Origin of the sequence: Erythrobacter sp. JK5, from assembly GCF_018205975.1 — a bacterium.
Taxonomy (GTDB): Bacteria; Pseudomonadota; Alphaproteobacteria; order Sphingomonadales; family Sphingomonadaceae; genus Erythrobacter.
The window spans coordinates 571,593-585,317 of the sequence record NZ_CP073577.1 but is presented as its reverse complement, the minus strand read 5'-3'; the positions used below and the strand labels follow the sequence as shown (position 1 = coordinate 585,317).

The 13,725-nt window shown below is 65.3% G+C and carries 17 protein-coding genes and 1 pseudogene; 6 read left to right on the top strand and 12 right to left on the bottom strand.

Features of this window, described 5'->3' with window-relative positions; all coding sequences use genetic code 11:
* Positions 1 to 122: 122 nt before the first annotated feature.
* The 4 genes from KDC96_RS02770 to KDC96_RS02755 form a co-directional block, all read right to left on the bottom strand.
* A complete protein-coding gene (locus tag KDC96_RS02770) occupies positions 123 to 1,637 on the bottom strand; it encodes a SulP family inorganic anion transporter (RefSeq protein ID WP_212450504.1) in 1,515 nt (504 codons plus the stop codon).
* A gap of 387 nt (positions 1,638 to 2,024) precedes the next feature.
* Positions 2,025 to 2,291 carry a hypothetical protein gene (locus KDC96_RS02765; protein ID WP_212450503.1) on the bottom strand — a complete coding sequence of 89 codons (267 nt, stop codon included), beginning with the start codon at positions 2,289 to 2,291 and terminating at the stop codon, positions 2,025 to 2,027.
* A 104-nt stretch (positions 2,292 to 2,395) separates the two neighbouring features.
* Positions 2,396 to 3,613 (bottom strand): PLP-dependent aspartate aminotransferase family protein, encoded by a 1,218-nt coding sequence (locus KDC96_RS02760; RefSeq protein WP_212450502.1) that lies wholly within the window; start codon positions 3,611 to 3,613, stop codon positions 2,396 to 2,398.
* Positions 3,614 to 3,624: 11 nt separating this feature from the next.
* Positions 3,625 to 4,173, bottom strand: a complete 549-nt coding sequence (locus KDC96_RS02755; protein ID WP_212450501.1) for a TetR/AcrR family transcriptional regulator — start codon at positions 4,171 to 4,173, stop codon at positions 3,625 to 3,627.
* 77 nt (positions 4,174 to 4,250) lie between these two features.
* On the opposite strand from KDC96_RS02755, the gene KDC96_RS02750 reads away from it, so the two are divergent.
* The 3 genes from KDC96_RS02750 to KDC96_RS02740 are packed head-to-tail and all read left to right on the top strand — an operon-like array spanning position 4,251 to position 6,489.
* The gene (locus KDC96_RS02750; protein ID WP_249171885.1) at positions 4,251 to 4,679 is read left to right on the top strand and encodes a hypothetical protein; all 429 of its coding nucleotides are present in this window, start codon (positions 4,251 to 4,253) and stop codon (positions 4,677 to 4,679) included.
* A 44-nt stretch (positions 4,680 to 4,723) separates the two neighbouring features.
* Positions 4,724 to 6,055: a phospholipid carrier-dependent glycosyltransferase gene (locus KDC96_RS02745; protein ID WP_212450500.1), complete on the top strand. Its 1,332-nt coding sequence runs from the start codon at positions 4,724 to 4,726 to the stop codon at positions 6,053 to 6,055.
* Positions 6,046 to 6,489 (top strand): hypothetical protein, encoded by a 444-nt coding sequence (locus tag KDC96_RS02740; RefSeq protein WP_212450499.1) that lies wholly within the window; start codon positions 6,046 to 6,048, stop codon positions 6,487 to 6,489. Before KDC96_RS02745 ends, KDC96_RS02740 begins: the two co-directional genes overlap by 10 nt.
* Here the strand turns inward: KDC96_RS02740 and KDC96_RS02735 are convergent.
* From KDC96_RS02735 to KDC96_RS02710, 6 genes are all read right to left on the bottom strand, one after another.
* Entirely contained in the window at positions 6,418 to 7,509 is a 1,092-nt protein-coding gene (locus tag KDC96_RS02735; RefSeq protein WP_212450498.1) for a glycosyltransferase family 2 protein, read from the bottom strand. The two genes, KDC96_RS02740 and KDC96_RS02735, sit on opposite strands and share 72 nt — an antisense overlap.
* 11 nt (positions 7,510 to 7,520) lie before the next feature.
* A complete protein-coding gene (leuB, locus tag KDC96_RS02730; protein WP_212450497.1) occupies positions 7,521 to 8,579 on the bottom strand; it encodes a 3-isopropylmalate dehydrogenase in 1,059 nt (352 codons plus the stop codon).
* Positions 8,580 to 8,589: 10 nt separating this feature from the next.
* Positions 8,590 to 9,192: a DNA repair protein RecO gene (locus KDC96_RS02725; RefSeq protein ID WP_212450496.1), complete on the bottom strand. Its 603-nt coding sequence runs from the start codon at positions 9,190 to 9,192 to the stop codon at positions 8,590 to 8,592.
* Between the two features lie 59 nt (positions 9,193 to 9,251).
* Complete coding sequence (locus tag KDC96_RS02720; RefSeq protein WP_212452319.1) at positions 9,252 to 9,542, bottom strand: GIY-YIG nuclease family protein; 291 nt, start codon at positions 9,540 to 9,542, stop codon at positions 9,252 to 9,254.
* Positions 9,543 to 9,611: 69 nt separating this feature from the next.
* Positions 9,612 to 9,860: an accessory factor UbiK family protein gene (locus tag KDC96_RS02715; RefSeq protein ID WP_212450494.1), complete on the bottom strand. Its 249-nt coding sequence runs from the start codon at positions 9,858 to 9,860 to the stop codon at positions 9,612 to 9,614.
* A 44-nt stretch (positions 9,861 to 9,904) separates the two neighbouring features.
* The gene (locus tag KDC96_RS02710; RefSeq protein WP_212450492.1) at positions 9,905 to 10,453 is read right to left on the bottom strand and encodes a TspO/MBR family protein; all 549 of its coding nucleotides are present in this window, start codon (positions 10,451 to 10,453) and stop codon (positions 9,905 to 9,907) included.
* Positions 10,454 to 10,766: 313 nt separating this feature from the next.
* Here KDC96_RS02710 and KDC96_RS02705 point away from each other — a divergent pair, with 313 nt between their 5' ends.
* Together KDC96_RS02705 and KDC96_RS02700 are read left to right on the top strand one after the other, a co-directional pair.
* Positions 10,767 to 11,024: a hypothetical protein gene (locus KDC96_RS02705; RefSeq protein WP_212450490.1), complete on the top strand. Its 258-nt coding sequence runs from the start codon at positions 10,767 to 10,769 to the stop codon at positions 11,022 to 11,024.
* An 80-nt stretch (positions 11,025 to 11,104) separates the two neighbouring features.
* Positions 11,105 to 11,779: a hypothetical protein gene (locus tag KDC96_RS02700; RefSeq protein WP_212450488.1), complete on the top strand. Its 675-nt coding sequence runs from the start codon at positions 11,105 to 11,107 to the stop codon at positions 11,777 to 11,779.
* A 47-nt stretch (positions 11,780 to 11,826) separates the two neighbouring features.
* Here the strand turns inward: KDC96_RS02700 and KDC96_RS16325 are convergent.
* Positions 11,827 to 12,132: pseudogene (locus tag KDC96_RS16325) on the bottom strand (GIY-YIG nuclease family protein).
* A gap of 11 nt (positions 12,133 to 12,143) precedes the next feature.
* Positions 12,144 to 12,929, bottom strand: coding sequence for a TlyA family RNA methyltransferase (locus KDC96_RS02695; RefSeq protein ID WP_212450486.1), 786 nt, complete (start codon positions 12,927 to 12,929; stop codon positions 12,144 to 12,146).
* 34 nt (positions 12,930 to 12,963) lie between these two features.
* Between KDC96_RS02695 and KDC96_RS02690 the strand changes: the two genes are divergently transcribed.
* Positions 12,964 to 13,521: a hypothetical protein gene (locus KDC96_RS02690; RefSeq protein ID WP_212450485.1), complete on the top strand. Its 558-nt coding sequence runs from the start codon at positions 12,964 to 12,966 to the stop codon at positions 13,519 to 13,521.
* The last annotated feature ends 204 nt before the right edge of the window (positions 13,522 to 13,725 follow it).

Below are 13,725 nucleotides of genomic sequence, written 5' to 3'. Positions count from 1 at the left end.
TGGTTTTCAGACCTAACGCTCGGAGCGGAGCGCCGCAAGGCCGACCGGCCGCCCGCAGGGGCCCGTAGCGAAGCGGAGGATCAGCCCCGAGGACGAAGGCGCGGATGCGCCTTCGCAAAAGATCAATGCGGTGCCAAACCGAGCTCGAGCCCGGTGCGATCTTCCAGCGCGAACTTGTCGAACAGGTCGGCGCTCGCGGTGTTCAGCCCGACCACGCGGGTGTGCCGCCCGTTGCGGCGCATCCGGTCGACCACCTTCTCCAGCGCCCCGATCGCCGAGATATCCCAGAAATGCGCCTTCGATACATCGATCACCACGTGGTGCGCGGCGTCATCATACTGGCTTTCGGGTCCGAGCTTCTCGATGAACTTGTCGACGCTGGCGAAGAAGATTTCGCCGGTCACGACATAGACCGCGCTGTGCGGGCGGCGGACACGTTCGACGGCGAAGAGGTTCTTGACCTTCTGTGCGAAGAAAATGCCCGACAGCAGCACGCCCGACAGCACGCCGAGCGCGAGGTCGTGGGTCCACACCACCACCACGACGGTGGTGATCATCACGATCGAGCTGGTCGGCGGGTGACGGCGCAGGTTGGGGATCGAGTTCCAGCTGAAAGTTCCGATCGAGACCATGATCATCACCGCGACCAGCGCGGGCATCGGCACTTGCCCGACATAGGACCCGAGCACGGTCAGCAGGAACAACAGAAACGCCCCGGCGGTGAAGGTCGAGAGCCGCCCTCGCCCGCCGCTGGCAACGTTGATGACCGACTGGCCGATCATCGCGCACCCGCCCATTCCGCCGAAGCATGCAGCGACGACATTGGCGACGCCCTGCCCGCCGCTTTCGCGGCGCTTGTCGCTATCGGTGTGGGTCATGTCGTCGACGATCTGCGCGGTGAGCAGGCTTTCGAGCAGGCCCACCGCCGCCATCGTCAGCGAATAGGGCGCGATGATCTGCAGCGTCTCCCACGTCAGCGGGACGTCGGGCAGAGCGAAGGTCGGCAGGCCGTCCGGCAGCGTGCCCTCGCCTGCGACATTGTTGACCGGCAGGCCCCAGAACACCGCCGCTGCGGTTAGCAGCACGATCGCGACCAGCGGGCTCGGCACCGCCTTCGTGATGCGCGGGAAGCCGTAGATGATCGCAAGGCCCGCACCGACCATCGCCCAGGTCCACACGCCGACCCCCGGATTGCCGGGCAGGAGCTGCGGGATCTGCGCCATGAAGATCAGGATCGCGAGCGCGTTGACGAAGCCGGTGATGACGCTGCGGCTGACGAACTGCATCAACAGGTCGAGCCGCAGCAGCGCGGCAATCCCCTGGAACACGCCCATCAGGATCGTGGCAGCGAACAGGTAATCGACGCCGTAATCGCGCACCAACGGGATCACCACCACCGCCACCGCAGCGGTCGCAGCCGAGATCATGCCCGGTCGTCCGCCGGTGAACGCGATGACCATCGCGATCGCCACCGAAGCATACAGCCCGACGCTCGGATCGACGCCGGCGATCAGCGCGAACCCGATCGCTTCGGGGATGAGCGCGAGGGCGACGACGATCCCGGCGAGGATGTCGGCGCGCGGCTGCGCGAACCAGTCGCGGCGGAAAGTGGCCGCGAAGCTGCGGTCTGCAAGCATGAAAAGTGTCCGGATCTGGAATGGTTGCGGCGCCCGTCAGGACGCGTCGCGGAGAGGTGAGCGAGCGACACCTAGGGTGTCATGCTGCAATGCACAATAGCCGGTTTCGAGCGGGCGCGTATGGTTAAGTTCGCGTTTCCCGCACTTGCATCCGGTTTGTTAGGACGGAATTGCGATACGGCTAACGTCTTCGGCGCGTAGACAGGGGGAGTGGTTCCCCGACTTGTCGTTCCAAGCGACCCCCGACCAGGGGCCAATGTGCATGAGGCCGGTGCAGGATGTGTGAGGCACGCCTGCGCCGGCCTTTTGCGTATCGGCCGCATTTTCCTCAAAAATAGAATTCCAGACGATATGCGAGCCTCATCCAATGGTGCGCGATCGGGCGCATCAAGCAAAGCCGAGCCAAGTCCAAAGAGCGAATATGGCGGCAAGCTCGGAGGAACCTGCAGGCAATGACCCGGCCACAAATATCCCATAGATGGCACCGCCAACGGCGATGATACGCCACGGGCGCAGAATATCTGCGAGGCCGTCTCCTCTTACTGCAAGTTCCGGCGCCCATGCCCCGATCGTCAGGCCGAGGAAAATCGTTGCGAGGAGAGAAACGATTGCGAAGGCGACCGAGAAACAGACGATGGCAAAAATCTCAAACATCAGCGGGTGCTTGTAATTTCGCGTGCTGAAAGCCCGGTTAATGCCAGGAAAGCTGGTCTGGGAGCGGTGCTCGGAGCCGCCTCGCAATTGCTAGAACAGCAGCCCTAGATACCCGACGCCGCCAGCGCGCGGTCCAGATCCTCGGTCAGGTCGGCGATATCCTCCAGCCCGACATTGATCCGCAGCAGCCCTTCGGTCACGCCCATCTCTGCACGCGCCTCCTCGCCCATACTGGCGTGCGTGGTCGAGGCCGGGTGGCACAACAGGCTGCGCGCGTCGCCGATATTGTTGGAGATATCGATCAGTTCGAGCGCGTCGAGAATCGCGAAGGCGCGCTCGCGGGTGCCCACATCGAAGGCGAAGATCGGCCCCGTCGCATCCATCTGGACGAGCGCGAGATTGTGGCGCGGATGGCTCGGCAGACCGGGGTGGAGCATCCGCCCGCCCGCCTGCTCGACGCGCGGCTCGAGAAACCGGCCCAGCGCCACCGCCTGTTCGCTCTGCTTGTGCGCGCGCAGGCTCAGCGTCTCCAGCCCCTTGAGCACCACCCATGCGTTGAACGGCGCGAGGTTCGGCCCGGTGTTGCGCTGAAACGGCAGCAGCGTTTCGGTGATGAACTCCTCCGATCCGCACACCGCTCCGGCGAGCACCCGGCCCTGCCCGTCCATCAGCTTGGTCGCGCTGTAGGCGACCACGTCGGCGCCGAATTCGAGCGGGCGTTGCAACGCCGGACTGGCAAACGCGTTATCGACCACCGTGGTGATTCCGTGTGCCTTGGCAAGATCGCAGACAAACTGGAGGTCCACGATGTCGAGCGTCGGATTGGCCGGGCTCTCGAAGAAGAACACCTTGGTGTTCGGGCGGATCGCGGCTTCCCATTGCGTATTGTCGGCGCTGTCGATCACCGAGGTTTCGATCCCGAAGCGGGGCAGGAGGTTGTCGACCAGCCAGCGGCACGATCCGAACGCGGCGCGCGCGGCCACCACGTGATCTCCGGTCGAAAGCTGGCACAGCAAAGCCGCCGTCATCGCCGCCATCCCACTCGCCTGCGCGCGGCAGGCCTCGGCGCCTTCGAGCAGCGCAATCCGTTCCTCCAGCATCGCCACGGTCGGGTTCTGGAGGCGCGAATAGGTCATGCCCTCGGCCTCGCCCGCAAACCGGTCGGCAACGGTCTGTGCGTCGTCGTAGGTATAGCCCGAAGTGAGGAACAGCGCCTCGCTGGTCTCTCCATGCTCGCTGCGCCAGGTCCCGCCGCGTATCGCCCGCGTAGCCGGTCGCCAGTTGCGCGTCGTGGCGCGGTCCATTCCGGTGGTCTTCTTCATTGCGCGCGTGCTTAGGGGGCTGCGAGACCACTCGCAAGCAGCCCGTCGCGTGCTGTGCGGTCATGCCCAACCGCGCCGAGCATCAGCGTACCCTCCAGAAGCGTCATCAGATAGCGCGCCCCGCCCGCCGGATCGGGATCGCCCGCCGGCATCTGCGTTTCGAGCCAGGCGAGCTGTTTCGTCATCATCGCGTCCGCCGCCTCGCGATAGCCGGGAATGCCGCGCGCCGACCCCGCCACGATCTCCCACCACAGCACCATGAACGGTTGCATCATCGGGTGGCGACCCTGATCGAGCAGGCGCTCGAAACATTCCTTGCGCGTCCTTGGTCGCTCCGTCCCCATCGCCGCGTCGAGCGCGGTCGCATAGATCCCGGCAATATGGTCGAGCAGGTCGGCGACCAGCTGCTCCTTGTTGCCGAAATGGTAGATCAGCATCCGGTCGCTTGTGTCCGCCGCCCTGGCTAGCGGCCGCAGGCTTGCCCCGCCCAGCCCGTGATTGAGAACATGCGCGGCGAGCTTGGGCAGGAGCATTTCGCGCGAGAGTGACGCTTTCGACATTTTCCTCTTGTAGCGATTGCTACATTAAGATACCAGTCTATGTAGCAACTGCTACATAACGAGTCGGAGATCGAACGATGGACACGCTGCCCATGGATACACTGCAAGTCACCTTTGTCGCCGTGCTGGTTTTCGGTGCGGCAGGCCTGGTGCATATCCTCACCGCCAGACCGACCATCGGCAGCGCCACGATTGCAGCGATGCTCGCGGCCGGATTCGGTGCCTACACGGCGGTGCAGATCTGGTCCGAAGGGGTGGTAATGTTCTTCACCAACCACACCGGCAACCTCACCGGCATCCAGGTGTGGTGGGACCTCGTGATGTGTGTGATCATCGCGCTGTTCTTCATCGCGCCGCGCGCCCGCGCGGCCGGCATGAACGTTCCGCTGTGGGCGCTGCTGTCGGCCTGCACCGCCAGCATCGGACTGCTCGCGATGATCGCGCGGCTGTTCTGGCTCGAAAGCCAGGGCGAAACCGCCGCCGCTGTCGCACCCGCCAAAGCGTGAATCCCCTTGTAGGCCCACGGGCGCTTTCCTAAGCGCTTGCGGGCATGCACGAGGTCGCAACCCGAACGCCGGCAGCCACGCCGCACCACGCCGGTCCGGTCCATGGCCCGCCCGATCCGTGGCTGTGGTGTCTCGCGCTCCCGGCGATGTTCGCGGCGCTGGCGGCGATCCGGCTGACGATCCCGTCGGCCCCCTATTTCGACGAAGTGCATTACCTGCCCGCCGCGCGCGAGCTGCTGGCGGGCGGCGATTATCTCAACCGCGAACACCCGCTGCTCGGCAAGCAGCTGATCGCGCTCGGCATCTGGCAGCTGGGCGACAACCCGCTGGGCTGGCGGCTGCCGTCGCTGATCGCGGGGACCTTCGCGATCGGGGCAAGCATGCGCGCCTTGTGGCACGCCAGCCACGATCGCTTCGCTGCAATCGCGTTCGGCGTGCTGCTCGCCACCGGGTTCCACCTGTTCGTGCAGGCGCGGATCGCGATGCTCGATATCTTCATGGCGGCGTTCCTCGCGCTCGCCGCGTGGCAGTTCGCTGCGGCGATCCGCGAGCCCGAGACCGGGCGCTGGCGGCTTGCGCTGACCGGCATCGCGATCGGCTGCGCGCTCGCTTCGAAGTGGAACTCCGTCCCGCTGGCGATGGTCCCCGGCCTCGCCTTTCTTGCCGCGCGCCTGTCCGCCGGGCGACAGCGGCTGTTTGTCAGCACCCGCGGGGTGCCGGTGCCGGGAATCTCGCTGGTCGAAGCGTTCGTGTGGCTCGGGATCGTGCCGCTCGCCGTCTACGGGCTGACTTTCGCCCCGGGATACGGGCTTGGCGATGCGATCCGCCCCTCGCCGCTCGCCGAGCTCGGCCTGATCGGGCTGCACCGCGAAATGCTCGAGCTGCAGGCCTCGGTCATGAAGCCGCACAACTACCAGAGCACGTGGGACCAGTGGCTGCTCAATGCGCGCGGCATCTGGTATCTGTACGAGTTCACCGACAACGCGCAGCGCGGGGTGCTGCTGATCGGCAATCCGTTGACGATGCTGCTGGGCCTGCCTGCGCTGCTGTGGTGCTTCGTCAGCGGGCTGTATCGCGGAGACTGGGCGCGGCTGGGCGCATTCGTCGGCTTCGCGGTCAGCCTCGGCTTGTGGCTGATCGCGCCCAAGCCGGTGCAGTTCTACTACCATTACCTGATGCCGAGCTGTTTCCTGCTCGCGGCGCTGGCGCTGAGCCTGAGCGACATCCACCGCAGCGCGCAGTATCGCTGGATCAGCTATGTCGTTCTTGTCGGCAGCGCGGCGTTCTTCGCGCTGTTTTTCAGGATATTGACGGCGGGCGAACTCGAAGGCCCGATGAGCTTTGCGAAATGGGCATGGATTGCGGGGTGGCGATGAAGATGAGGATGCTTGCGTCGCTACTCGTCCTTGCCTCCCCGGCAAGCGCCGACGATCGGTTCAATTGTCCGCAGCCGAAGGGCGAACTCCGCTTTGACGAAGCGGCCATCACCAATGCCTGGCCTACCCACATCGACAGAATCTTGCCGGAAGTGGTGGAGGTCGACTTTCGGTGCAGGGTCGATGCGAATGGCGGATTCGTGGACTGCGCGTTCGTGACCCGCCAAGACCTGACCGAAAGGCAGGAGCGCATCGTCCAAAAAGCAATGCCGAGGATCATGCGTGCCACCACAACCGACGTTCCCAATCAGCGCTGCGTCGCGAACAAGATCGTCTTCAGGCAGGGCGACACTGCCAAGCAATCAATACCTCCCCCAGACGAAGCGGCTGCTGAGGGCGTAGTTCCAGACCGAACCGATCAGGATCCCGCATAAGGCCGCGAGCGCCCAGAACACGCCGCGGCTTTCGAGCAGGGTCGCCACTGCCACGTTCGCAAAACCGCCGATCGCGCAGGTGAGGCAGAACCCGGCCCAGCCGCGCAGCAGATCGCCCCAGCCGGTCAGCCGCTTGTCGCGATAGGTCAGCCAGTTGTTGAGCCAGAAGTTGAAGCTCATCGCGGTCAGGACCGCCGCGAGCTGCGCCTTCCAGAAGGTTGCGGTCATGCCCGCCAGCAGGAGCGCGAGCACGGCATAGTGCACGATCACGCCCAGCCCGCCAACCGTGCCGAACAGCGCGAAGCGGGTCGGGATCAGCTGCCCGAGGGTCTTGTCGTAAAGTCCGGCGAGGAAATCGAACAGGATCGCCCGATCGAGCTTGCTCTCACCCTCGCGGCGGCGGGCGAAGGTGAGCGGAAATTCCCTGATCTTCATCGGCTTGTCCGAGGTGGCCAGCAGATCGAGCAGGATCTTGAACCCGATGCCCGACAGGCGCGGCACCAGCGCGCGGGCACTCGCGGTCGGCAGCATGAAATATCCGCTCATCGGATCGGTCAGGTCCACGCCGGTCAGCCTGCGCGCCATGGCATTGGCGAGGCCGGACAGGCGCTCTCGCTCCGGCTCGGCCCAGTCTACAGTGCTGCTCCCTTCGACGAAACGAGAGGCGACGCAGATCTCGGCCTCTCCGGCTGTCAGACTCGCGAGCATCTGCGGCAGCAGCGCGGGATCGTGCTGGTGGTCGGCGTCCATCACCGCGCAGTAGGGCGCGGGGGTGGCGCAGAATCCCTCGATCGCCGCGCTCGCCAGCCCTCGCCGTCCGATCCGCTGGATGACCCGCACCCGCCGGTCGTGCAGGGCCAGCGCGCGCGCTTCGTCGGCGGTGCCATCCTCGCTGTCGTCGTCGACGATCAGCACTTCCCAGCCTTCCGCCCCGAGCGCTTCCTCGATCCGCCCGACCAGCGGCGCAAGATTGCCGCGCTCGTTCAGCGTCGGGAGGATGATCGCGAGGTCGAGGGTCATGGACGCTGCGGCTACAGCCGCTCGCGCACCGCCGCGCCGATTTCCTCGGTGCCGTGATCGCCGCCCAGATCGCCGCCGCGGATCCCGTCGGCCAGCGCCCTCTCCACCGCGGTCTCGATCCGCACCGCATCGGCTTCGCGTCCGAACGAATGCCGCAGCATCATCGCCGCCGACAGGATCGTTGCCATCGGGTTGGCCTTGCCCTGCCCGGCGATATCGGGCGCGCTGCCGTGGATGGGTTCATACAGGCCGAACCGCCCGAACTCGGTCGCCCGGTCGCCCATCGAGGCGCTCGGCAACAGTCCGATCGAGCCGACCGCTGCGCTCGCAAGGTCGGACAGGATATCGCCGAACAGATTGCCGGTCAGGATCACGCCGAACTGAGCCGGGTTGCTGATGATCTGCATCGCCGCGTTGTCGACATACATGTGGCTGAGCTCGATATCCGGATGCGATCCGGCTGCGGCCTTCACCGTATCGCGCCACACCTGGCTGGTTTCGAGCACATTGGCCTTGTCGACGCTGCAGACCCGGCAATCGCGGCTGCGCGCCGTGCGGAAGGCGACCCGGGCGATCCGCTGCACTTCGGTTTCGCAATAGGACATCATGTCCCACCCCTCGCGCGAACCGTCGCTGGCCGCGCGCTCACCCTTGTCGCCGAAGTAGATATCGCCGGTGAGCTCGCGCACGATCATCACGTCAAGCGTGCGGGCGATTTCGGGCTTCAGGGGCGAGAGATGTTCGAGCCCGGCAAATACCCTCGCCGGGCGCAAATTGGCGAACAGTCCGAGATGCTTGCGCAGGCCGAGGATCGCCTGCTCGGGGCGCAGTTTGCGCTCCAGCCCGTCGCACTCCGGATCGCCCACCGCACCGAACAGCACCGCGTCGCACGCATGCGCGATGGTCAGCGTTTCTTCGGGCAGCGGCTGGCCATGGCGCTTGTACGCGATGCCGCCGACGTCGCCGTCGAACAGGGTGAGGCCGGGCAGGCCCAGCATTTCCAGCACGCGCACCGCTTCGCGCGTTACCTCGGGACCGATCCCGTCGCCCGGCAGAACCGCAATCTTCATGATCCGAAACTCACTCCTGCATGCGGCTCAGCCGCTCCCCCAACAGCACGCGCGCGGCCATAACATCGCCATGGCTGTCGGCAAACAGGTAGCGCTTCAGCGGCTGATGGAGACGGCGGAACGCGGCAAACTGGGTATCGAAACCGCTGTGCATGTCCGGGCGCTCCCCGCCATAGCCGAGCTCGCGCAGCAGCATGGTCTCGTACGCCACCATCGCGGCCAGCCAGCCGCGCGCGGACGGCGCATTGCAGATCGCCGAAAGCAGCGCGTCGAGCGCCGAATAGAGCGAGGGATAGGGATTGCGCTCGGGCAGGGACGAGGCCGTGAGCGCGCAGGCCCAGGTGATTGCGGCGGCAGGCAGCGGTTCGGTCATCCACGGGCCGCGGCTCTCTTCCAGCTCGAGCCGCGCAAACGGCAGCTGGCTGTCGGATCGGGCGCGCAATTCTGCCGCAACGCGGTTGCCCGGGATCATCACCGGCCGCAATTGCCGCCCGCGCCCGCCGGCGACGTAGCCGGCGACCAGGCCATATTCCTCGGTCAGCAACCGCGCGATCGTGGCGGTTTCACCGTGAGGCCGGGAAGCGACGAGAATGGCAGGGGCGCGCAGGTGCACGTCTAGCTCATTGCGTCACCCCTGCGAAGGCAGGGGTCCAGATAACGGTCGGTGTCGGACTACGCATTGACCGTCTCAAACAGGTCGTTCCAGTCGGGATTGTCGCGCCTGATCAGCTTGAGTTTCCACTGCCGCTTCCAGCGCTTCATCGCCTTTTCGCGGGATATCGCGTCGTCGATCCTCTCATATCGCTCGACATAGACGAGGCGGGTCAGTCCATGCTTGCGGCAGAACTCGGAGCCACGCCCTTCCCGGTACGCGGCAATTCGAGAAACCAGATCAGAGGTCACTCCGATATACAGCGTACCGTGCGGTCCGTTTGTCATGATGTAGACCCAGCCGCCCATCAGCACGCCAATAGGAGCGAATCGACCAAACAGCCAGCCTATCTGGGCCCCTGCCTTCGCAGGGGCGACGGGTCACTTTTCGAGCTTCGCCTCGAGCTCGGCGACCTTGGCTTCGAGCGCGTCGGCCTGTTCGCGCGCCTTCTGCGCCATGGCCTTGACCGTCTCGAACTCCTCGCGCGAGACGAAATCCATTCCGCCCAGCGCCTCGCGCATGCGTTCGCGGGCGCTCTCGCGCGCCTCGCGGGTCATCCCGGCAAAGGTGCCTGCCGCGCTGTTGGCGAGTTTGACGAAGTCGGCGATGATCGGGTTTTCGCTTTGCATGCGCGCTATCTGGCGATGCTCGTGCTCGAGGGCAAGGGGATTTGCTACAACCGCACCCGCTCGACCGCCTCGGTACTGCCGGACCCGCCGCCATCGGGATTGAGCGCAAGGAACTGATAGTTGAGCAGCGTCGCGAACGCGACCCACGCGAGATACGGCAGCAACAGCAACGCGGCGCTGCGTCGCACCCGCCAGAATGCCGCGATCACCGCCACCAGGGTGACCAGCGTGTAGCCGAGAACGATCAGCGCTCCGGTGATGTCCTGCATGCCGAAAAACACCGCAGTCCACGCCAGATTGCCGATGAAATGCGCTGCGAACACGACGATCGCGACCCCGCGCCCGGCCGCGCCCCACGCGCTCACCACCAGCGCAAGCGCAAATCCGATCAAAACGTAGAGGATGCTCCAGACGATCCCGAAGGCAGCCGGTGGCGGATAGATCGCGGGTTTCGCCAGCCCTGCGAACCACGCCGTCTGCGGGCTGCCCATCTGCCCGCCGAGAAAACCCAAGAGCACGATCAGGGGAACCAGGAACAGCGACCACCGCAGCAGGCTGGCGCGCAGCTGCGCCTTCGATGCGAGGAAATTCATCGTCTCTCCCGATCTCCGGCGGCGACGCTGTGCACGTGCGATTCGCCGCTCCGAATTGCCCTTAGGCGCGGATACACAACCGCGCGTTCTGCGCCAATCGTCGTCCCCCGTTTGTCCCCCTCGCCGTGACGGCGCGTGCATCAACCGATTAGTTTTGCATGCGAAATACGAAACAAGCTGAAATCCGTGTGCGATCGCGCATCATTCTGCTAGCGTCGCCACATTCTTGCCGCGATTCGGGACGTGAGGTGGCAAGAAATCATCCTTTCGCGCGTCCTGCCCGATAAGGGGCCCAATTAGGGGAACGAATTACATGAAAAAGACCAACTTCGCTTCGATGCTCGCTGTCGCCGGCGGTCTCGCAGTTGCCACGGCAGCGTGCTCGGCTCCGGCCGACGACGCCGCCACCGATGCCGACACCACCGCCGTCGCCGACTGCGCCGCGGCCACGTGCGAAGCCGCCCCGGCTTGCGCTGCTGCATGCGAAGGCGCTGCCTGTGCAGCGGCGGGCTGCGAAGCGGCTTGCGAAGGTGCTTGCTGCGCCGCCGCCGGCTGCGAGCCGGCTGCCTAAGCACCACTTGCAGACCTGATTGGACTGGCCGGTGGCAACGCGATGTTGCCGCCGGCCTTTCTGCATTCTAGGCGCTGGCCATGGATCAGATCGAAGCCGCCCGGACCGTCATCGAAACCATCACCCGGATGGCGCAGGAACAGCGACCGCTGATGCTGCGCGTGGTGCCCGAAGGCGGCGCAACCTTCTGGGAACATTATCCAAAGGCCGACGCGCGCGACGAATTCTGCAAGGCGCGCTGGTATTACCACGTGCACGCCCCCGGCGATCGCGATCCGGACGAGCATGGCCATTTCCACCTGTTCCTGCACCGCACGCAGCTGCCCGAGGGGCTCGAACCCAAGGTCTGGCCCCCGCAGCGCGAGGAGGCGCGCGCGCATGTGACGCACCTGATCGCGCTGTCGATCGACACGCTGGGCATCCCGCGCGCGTGGTTCACCGTGAACCGGTTCGTCACCAATGAATTCCTGTTTCCGGCGGAGGTGATGATCGAGCACCTGCCCGCCTACAATGTCGATCACACCAAGGAAGACGACTGCGTCAACCGCTTCGTCACCGCGATGGTGGCGCTGTACCGCGACGAGATCGCCGAACTGATCCGCGCGCGCGACGCCAAGCACGCCGAACTGGTCGCGGAGCACGGCGAGGAAGCCGCCTACGAAAAGGCCAGCGGGGTCGAGGTGCTGTCGCAGACTCCGATCGACCTCGATGCGAAGATCAATTCGCTCGACTGGCCCGAAGAGGAAATGGCCTAAAGTGTTTTCGTCATTGCGAGGAGCGCAGCGACGAAGCAATCCATGGGCTAGCGGTTGAGATCAAAGAACAAGTCACGCCATTCGGGATTTGAAGTCTCGATAAGAGCGATTTTCCTTGCCCTCGATCCGCCCTTTATCTGCTTCTCCCGAAGGATCGCGGCTTCCATGGTCGAATGAAGTTCGAATCAGGCAAGTCGCTTGCAGCCATGCCTCTTTGAGAAACCGTCGACGAGACCCTCCCGATGCTCCCACGCCCGGCGAGGCAGCTTCGAGGTCACACCCGTGTAAATCGTTCCATTCTCGTGGTTCGCCACAATGTATGCGGCTGGCTGAAAATCGGATGTTCGGTCCAAGGATTGCTTCGCTACGCTCGCAATGACGACGCAGGGCGCCTCGCCGAAATCAGGAACTCCACGTTCCCTTGCGGCCCGGTGATGGGACTTTCGACGATACCTTCGATGTCCCAGCCAAGCCCCTCCAACCATTCACGAACTTCGCCGCACACCCGCTCGTGCAGGGCGGGATCGCGGACCACGCCGCCCTTGCCGACTTCCTCGCGCGCGACTTCGAATTGCGGCTTGATCAGAGCGACCAACTGACATTCCCGGGCTGCCAGTTCGAGCGGGCGTTCGAGCACCTTGGCGAGCCCGATGAAGCTCGCATCGCACACCACCCAATTGCACGCGCGATCGATGTGTTCGGGCGTGAGGATCCGCGCGCTGGTCTGTTCGAGCACGGTCACGCGCGGGTCTTGCCGCAGCTTCCAGGCGAGCTGGTTGGTCCCGCTGTCGACCGCGAAGACATGCTCGGCCCCGTGCGTCAGCAGCACGTCGGTGAACCCGCCGGTCGAGCTGCCGATATCCATCGCCACCGCACCCGTGGGATCGAGGCCGAAATGCCCGATCGCATGCGCCAGCTTGATCCCGCCGCGGCTGACCCAGGGATGATCGCGCCCGCGCACTTCGAGCGGCGCGTCCCGCGCTAGCTGCTGGCCCGGCTTGGCGATCTTGCTCTCGCCCGAGAACACCACACCCGCCATCACCAGCGCCTGCGCGCGGGTGCGGCTTTCGGCGAGCTCGCGTTCGACCAGCAGATGATCGACGCGCTTCTTGTTCGCCGGATTCCCGGGGGGTTTCTCGTGATTGTTCATGGACCCTTTTGCCGTTAGCGCGCATTGAGGCGGCATGAAAGCGATCTACCTCCACGTCGCCGGCGCGCTGGCGCTCACTTGTCTCATCGCCGCCTGCGTTCCGGCCCCGCGCACCGCCGCGCCCGCTCCGGCTGCAACTCCGGCCCCCGCCCCGCGCCCCGCGCCGCCACCCGCGCCGGTGGTGACCGAGCCGGTGTTCGACAATTATCTCGACGCGCCGCAAACCCCCGGCGACTGGAGCTACGCTGCCGAAAGCCAGGAGACCTTCGCGATCTTCGGCACCGGCCGGGCCGAGCCGCTGGCGATCGTCCGCTGCGATCTGCGCACCCGGCGGATCGGCATCGGACGGTTCGGCTCGAACCGCGCGGCCGCAGCCATGCGGATCCGCACCGAGACCCGCACCGGGATGCTCGAAGCGGTCACCCGCGAGAGCGGCAGCCCGCTGGTCGCTGCCGAGATCGATGCGCGCGACGCCTTGCTCGATGCGATGGCGATCACGAAGGGTCGGTTCGCGCTCGAGGTCGAGGGCGAGCGCACGCTCTACCTTCCCGCCTGGGTCGAAGTAACGCGGGTGATCGAGGATTGTCGGTAGGGATTCGTTTCCCGCTTTCCACAGCGCCGCGACGAGCTGCGGACAGCGCCAGCGCCGAAAACGAAAGACGCCCGAGGTTTCCCTCCGGCGTCGTGCAATGCTCCTTTTGAGCAACGGCGTTCTATTCTGACGTGGGAAAAAGATATTTCAAGTCTTGTGTTGGGGCCGACAACGACTCAAATATGCAGGTGAGGCCAGCGGCGA

Excerpts from the sequence above, each read along its gene's own strand:
- KDC96_RS02770 (WP_212450504.1), bottom strand. The coding sequence starts at position 1,637 with ATGCTTGCAGACCGCAGCTTCGCGGCCACTTTCCGCCGCGACTGGTTC.
- KDC96_RS02765 (WP_212450503.1), bottom strand. The coding sequence starts at position 2,291 with ATGTTTGAGATTTTTGCCATCGTCTGTTTCTCGGTCGCCTTCGCAATC.
- KDC96_RS02760 (WP_212450502.1), bottom strand. The coding sequence starts at position 3,613 with ATGAAGAAGACCACCGGAATGGACCGCGCCACGACGCGCAACTGGCGA.
- KDC96_RS02755 (WP_212450501.1), bottom strand. The coding sequence starts at position 4,173 with ATGTCGAAAGCGTCACTCTCGCGCGAAATGCTCCTGCCCAAGCTCGCC.
- KDC96_RS02750 (WP_249171885.1), top strand. The coding sequence starts at position 4,251 with ATGGACACGCTGCCCATGGATACACTGCAAGTCACCTTTGTCGCCGTG.
- KDC96_RS02745 (WP_212450500.1), top strand. The coding sequence starts at position 4,724 with ATGCACGAGGTCGCAACCCGAACGCCGGCAGCCACGCCGCACCACGCC.
- KDC96_RS02735 (WP_212450498.1), bottom strand. The coding sequence starts at position 7,509 with ATGACCCTCGACCTCGCGATCATCCTCCCGACGCTGAACGAGCGCGGC.
- leuB (WP_212450497.1), bottom strand. The coding sequence starts at position 8,579 with ATGAAGATTGCGGTTCTGCCGGGCGACGGGATCGGTCCCGAGGTAACG.
- KDC96_RS02715 (WP_212450494.1), bottom strand. The coding sequence starts at position 9,860 with ATGCAAAGCGAAAACCCGATCATCGCCGACTTCGTCAAACTCGCCAAC.
- KDC96_RS02710 (WP_212450492.1), bottom strand. The coding sequence starts at position 10,453 with ATGAATTTCCTCGCATCGAAGGCGCAGCTGCGCGCCAGCCTGCTGCGG.
- KDC96_RS02705 (WP_212450490.1), top strand. The coding sequence starts at position 10,767 with ATGAAAAAGACCAACTTCGCTTCGATGCTCGCTGTCGCCGGCGGTCTC.
- KDC96_RS02700 (WP_212450488.1), top strand. The coding sequence starts at position 11,105 with ATGGATCAGATCGAAGCCGCCCGGACCGTCATCGAAACCATCACCCGG.
- KDC96_RS02695 (WP_212450486.1), bottom strand. The coding sequence starts at position 12,929 with ATGAACAATCACGAGAAACCCCCCGGGAATCCGGCGAACAAGAAGCGC.
- KDC96_RS02690 (WP_212450485.1), top strand. The coding sequence starts at position 12,964 with ATGAAAGCGATCTACCTCCACGTCGCCGGCGCGCTGGCGCTCACTTGT.